Source organism: Campylobacter concisus (assembly GCF_902460575.1).
Classification (GTDB): domain Bacteria; phylum Campylobacterota; class Campylobacteria; order Campylobacterales; family Campylobacteraceae; genus Campylobacter_A; species Campylobacter_A concisus_AW.
In genome coordinates this window covers 19,738-24,828 of sequence record NZ_CABPUY010000004.1, presented here as the reverse complement: position 1 = coordinate 24,828, position 5,091 = coordinate 19,738, and the positions used below count along the sequence as shown (strand labels likewise).

Genomic DNA, 5,091 nt, shown 5'->3' with positions numbered 1-5,091 from the left:
TATCTAATTTACCAGCCTCATATAGTCTTGTTAGCTCTTCTGGTGTGTTGTAGTATGGTGCATTTGGATATCCCTCTGGTGGGGTTAGGGACATTATCTTAGCTTCTAATAGATTAATGTCTCTATTTAAAATTACTTGCCTATATTCTTGATCATCTGGTTCAGCTACGTCAAAAGGAAGCATTTCATCTTTTATGACATCTTTCATTTTTGTCATAAATTCTTCTCTTGTAGTCTCATTTGCATCAAGGTCTCTAGGGTCTAATAATTTACCTTCATCTTCAACGAGTTTTCTAAAATACCGCATAACCCTACCATCAGTATCAAGTGCAAGTCCCCTATTAAAATCCATCACGAAGTAGCTTCCTACTATCTCATCAAGATAAGGCATCATTCCATATTCATCTAGTGGAGGGTTTTTAGCTAGTTTTCTAAACTCTTCAGCCATTTGCAAATTTTTGTTTAGACCTATGTCATAAGTAGTGTATTCAAATAAATCACCTAGAAATTTTAAAGCCTTTGTTACTCCTAGCTGAGCAGCTAGAAAAATTCTTTGATAGTCCCTTGCTTTAAATCCTGCTTCATTTCCATTTGCAAATCCCATAGGGTTTCCAAGTATTCCAGCACAAATTCCCCACTCTGCCGAAAAGAGCATTGATTTTAATGTCCCTTGATGAGAATTTACTTCATCATAAATTTCAGCATACTCTGGCTTTGTTAGTTTGCCACTACTATCTACTCTACCTATTGCATCTTCTGGGATATCTATCATAGTGCATTTTAGATTACTTCTTTTTACTAGATAGATATATCTATCTCTCTTATCTTTTAAACTTTCATAGTAGGCTTTTTCTGATTTAGTCCAAGGTGATAGTTTAGTAGAGCTTGCTTTATAGCTAATGTCTAGCCATGGTTTAAATGATAGATAGTCTGTTTGACCTAGAGAGTTTGGTTTAGGGTTATAGTATAGGGGTTTATAGTTTTTATATGGAGATGAGTCTAGGATGGAGCGAGCTTCTAAGAGATACTTAGATTGAATTTCTAAGTATTCCTTATTTGTCCTAGGTTTATTATAATTATCATTGTTTGGTATCATTAAATTTGTCTTTTTATCAAATGGTATTTCCATGCCATTTGGAGCTATAACTGTATATGTATTATCCATTAAATTTTCTTTACTCATTAAATTTCCTTTATTTATTATTAATAGTGATCCTGCTACTAAAAGAGCTATGATGATAAATATGATCTTCTTCATATCTTATCCTATATATAGACCATCTTCCATTACTATGGTAGTAGCTAGACGACCTACTAGGCGAGGTGGGATAGATGATGTGGTTTGAGTACTCTTGTCTTTTCTATCTGACGATCCGAACTCCTTACACCCCACATATATACCCTTTATGTTATTGTTGCCAATAGTATCAAGAGCTTCTACTAGATCTCTTGAGAGGTTACGGTGAGTATTGCCGTAGTTGGTATTAAAAATTCCTAGTCTAAGCATATATATAATATTTGCAGCCTCTTGATAGGCATCTATTGCATAAGACAAACCACCCCTATCTTGACTATTACCTTTTCTATAAGCGTCATACACCTCTTTCTCCTCTTTAACATCCAAATTTAACTCCCTTATCTCTACATCAGATTCAGTATATCTATTCCTAGCATAGTTAAAATACCTTGCATCTATCTCATTACCAGCTCCTCTTAGCTCATCTAAGCATAGATAGGTACTAAGGTTATTTAGTGCTAGCTTAGAGGCTAGGTTAAAAGATAGTTTATTTTTCTTATGGTCTATGTCATAGTATATAAATGAGTTATAGTCTAGTCCTCCACTACTTATATTAGCTCCTAGAAATAGCCTATTTAAATTTAGGCTTATATAGTTTTGATAGATCATTACTGGATAGTAGCAATATGTATTTGTACTATTCTTATCATAGGCTTCTTTTATAGACATAGGTTTATATGAGATATTATTTAATGCGTAAGCTTCATTAAATTTATATGTGTATCTTGTGTGCATTATCTCGTTGTAGTTCTCTTCTAGTTTTTCATAGGATGTTTTCCAAAGTTCTAATGCACCACTAACCATAGAAGCACCTATGCTCTTGCCTAGCGATCCTGCATAATCTTTTATTAGTCTCTTTATCTCTTGAAAATCTGTATAGCTAAACCTATGAGTATATCTCATAAAGGTATATGTTGTGATCTCTGTATAAGTTATACTTAGTTTATAATACTCCATCGCCATATGAAGCCTAAAAGCGTTTGAAGCTTGAATGATTAGATTAAGCTTTGAATGTTGTAAAACTACGCTTGTAGTTTTTAGACTCGTTATTAGCAAGATATATCTATCTATCTCTTTAGTCTTTCTTGCGCCAAGTAGACTTTTTACTAAATTTAATACCCCAAGCTCATCAAGAAATGTTTCTCTTAGTGCCTTTGCGTCTTTATTAAATATATAAGAGCCAAGTGATTCATATATCTTAGATATGCCATCTTCACCAACAAATTTTGCTAGTGGAAATACCTCTTCTATAGTAGTTTTTACTAGTAATGAGGTTACCTCTTTATTTATATCTCTATCATTGCTATATGCTATATCTTTTAAATTTATAGCCTCTTTTAGAGTGTTTTTATTCTTAGCGGCGATAGCCTCTTTTATAGTAGCTTCATCTTTTTTATAGTTCTCATCTATCTTATCAGATTGCTCTATAAGAAGTTTCATCAGATCTTTTTGCAAAGGATCTTTGATATCTGCGTTTTTACCAACTTCATTTTCTGCTAAAAGCTCTTCAACGCTAACTACATCCTTGTTATTTACTCCATCCATATATTTAGAAATTTCTTCTATACATAGATACTCGCCACTTTTTAGACCACTACTTTTTACTGAGTCTTTATAAAAAAATAGCTTTACATCTCTATCAAAAACTCTTATTATAGAGTTTGAGTGTAGGGCTTTTATCTCATCATCTTCTATTACTATATATTCATCACCATCTTTAATGCTTTTCTTTATCATTTTTTTTGAATAGCTTTTAGTCATTATAAAGTAAGCCACACTAAGAGATAGTGCTTCTATGAAAGAGTAGCGCTTTGGGAGGGTTTGTATTATACGTTGCATTTGTGATTGGTATTCATCTGCGGTTGATGAGCCATTTTTTATATCATCTATAAGTTGGCTTGAGATATTGCTATTGTTATATGCTTCAGCCTCTCTTCTGTTTAAGGTGTTTTCATTTACCTTATCAAACACTGCCTTAAAAGAGAGAGTTACCTTTTTCATATACTCTTCTTCACTTTTTTTGATCTTCTCCATATCGTTTGGCTGCTTAGCATAAGCATTTACGTGAGAGAAATTTGTCTTAAATAACTCTTCGTATTTGGTGTAATTATCAAGATAGTTAGTGTCATCTTGATAGGCGATCTCTTTAAATTCTTCCCTCTTTTGCTCTATGTTGTCTATATATTTTTTATCTATCCTTGCAAATGGGGATAAATTTAAAACAAGAGTTGATCTATTGTTTTCCTTATTGATGTTTATGCTGTACTGGCTGTAGTCCTTAATAGGACTTAGGGTCTTTATATCGGTGAATTTTTGTTTTACTAGGTTGGATTTATTGGGTCTATTTAGCTCGTCTTCTATCACTTGATCTAGGCATTTACTTATTGCTTCTTCTCTTAGCCCTGCACTTGATCTAAAAGGTGAGTTTGATAGGACTACATAGTTTTTATTTAAATTTGAAAAATCTTTGCTGTTCATCTCATCGTTTGCAGATGTGCTATTTTTATCGGACTTGTTCGCTATTAGATTGGCTAGTTTTATAGAGTTGAAATTTGAAGCGCAGATAAAATTTAAATTTGCATTTAGTCCTTTTATTTGATCCTTTAGTCTTTTAAAGAGCGTATCATCACTAGAGCCAAAGCCTAAGTTTTTATTTACTATATCATAAGAGCAAACATCCTTTGTATGATCAAATACCGATAGATCATCTAAATGACCAAATACACTATATCCCTCATCTGCATTGCAATTAACCTCATTTAGGTTATTGTCGTCTCTAAAGTAGATATAGTCTAAGTTTAGGTGGGTAAAGTCTATAAAAAAGCCAGAGTTAGAAGATTTATCTTGTTTAAATACTAATACATTGCAGCTTGAGTTTATATTTAGGGTATTTATAATAGAAGCAAATCTAGATGTGAAAAAGCTAAGGATAGGTAAGGTTACGCCATAAAGAGATCTATTGCTTTGATGCTCAACCATCTTGTAGGTTAATTTACTAAGCTCATAGAACAAAAAGCATCCGTTTGCCTTTTTGAGTGCAGCCTTTGGGTCACTTAGATCAACTATGCTTAGTATAAAAAGAAATATTTGCTTTAGTAAAAACTCTCCACTTTCTTTGTTTAGCTCGCTTAAATTCTTATCTAACTCTCTAAAACACTCTTCAATGCTTTTTTCAAATTTAGCTCCATCTAGTCCCTCGCTAGATATCAAAGAGCTAGCATCGCTTAGTAGATCATTTTTTAAGGTATTTAGGCACTCTTTTACGATATCTTTGGCGTCATCATAGTTGGATACTATGACCTCAAACATATCATAAAAGCTTATAGCTTCTGTCTTTGTTTCACCCATGCTTTTTAGCAAATTTCTCTCGTGCTCATCCTGAGCAGCTTCAAGTTCAGCTTCATATCTTGCTTTGCTTTTTATGGGGCTTATCTTCTCTTTTAAATTTGCAAAAAACTTGTCAACTGCACTCTTTTTATGGACAATCTTTACTGGTATATCTCTATATTCAAATTCTCTTATTCTATTTAGCTTACTATCAGTAAAGCTATCTTTATCTATATAAAAGTCAGATACGATCGATACATCTTTTTTATCTCTCTTCTTAGAAAATATTAGATTAGATATGATCTCATTAGCTATGCCGTTAGAGTACGATGTGAGTGAATTCAAGCTAGACGTATAAAGCGTCACGCTCTTTGCATCAGCCATATACTCTTTTATCTTTTTTAATGTCTCTTCGCAAGAGTAGGTTATATTTATTTCGTTGTTTTGCATATTAAGCCACCACTACT

The 5,091-nt window shown here is 32.9% G+C and carries 2 protein-coding genes; both read right to left on the bottom strand.

Annotation, left to right across the window (positions count from 1 at the left end; genetic code table 11):
* A partial coding sequence (locus tag F3G76_RS10000) for a thioredoxin reductase (RefSeq protein ID WP_149706614.1) occupies positions 1-1,258 on the bottom strand: 1,258 nt, incomplete at its 3' end.
* Positions 1,259-1,261: 3 nt separating this feature from the next.
* Entirely contained in the window at positions 1,262-5,074 is a 3,813-nt protein-coding gene (locus F3G76_RS09995; RefSeq protein ID WP_149706564.1) for a hypothetical protein, read from the bottom strand.
* Positions 5,075-5,091: the final 17 nt, after the last annotated feature.

What these genes read in the sequence shown, in the direction of transcription:
- F3G76_RS09995 (WP_149706564.1), bottom strand. Translation starts at nt 5,074, where the DNA reads ATGCAAAACAACGAAATAAATATAACCTACTCTTGCGAAGAGACATTA.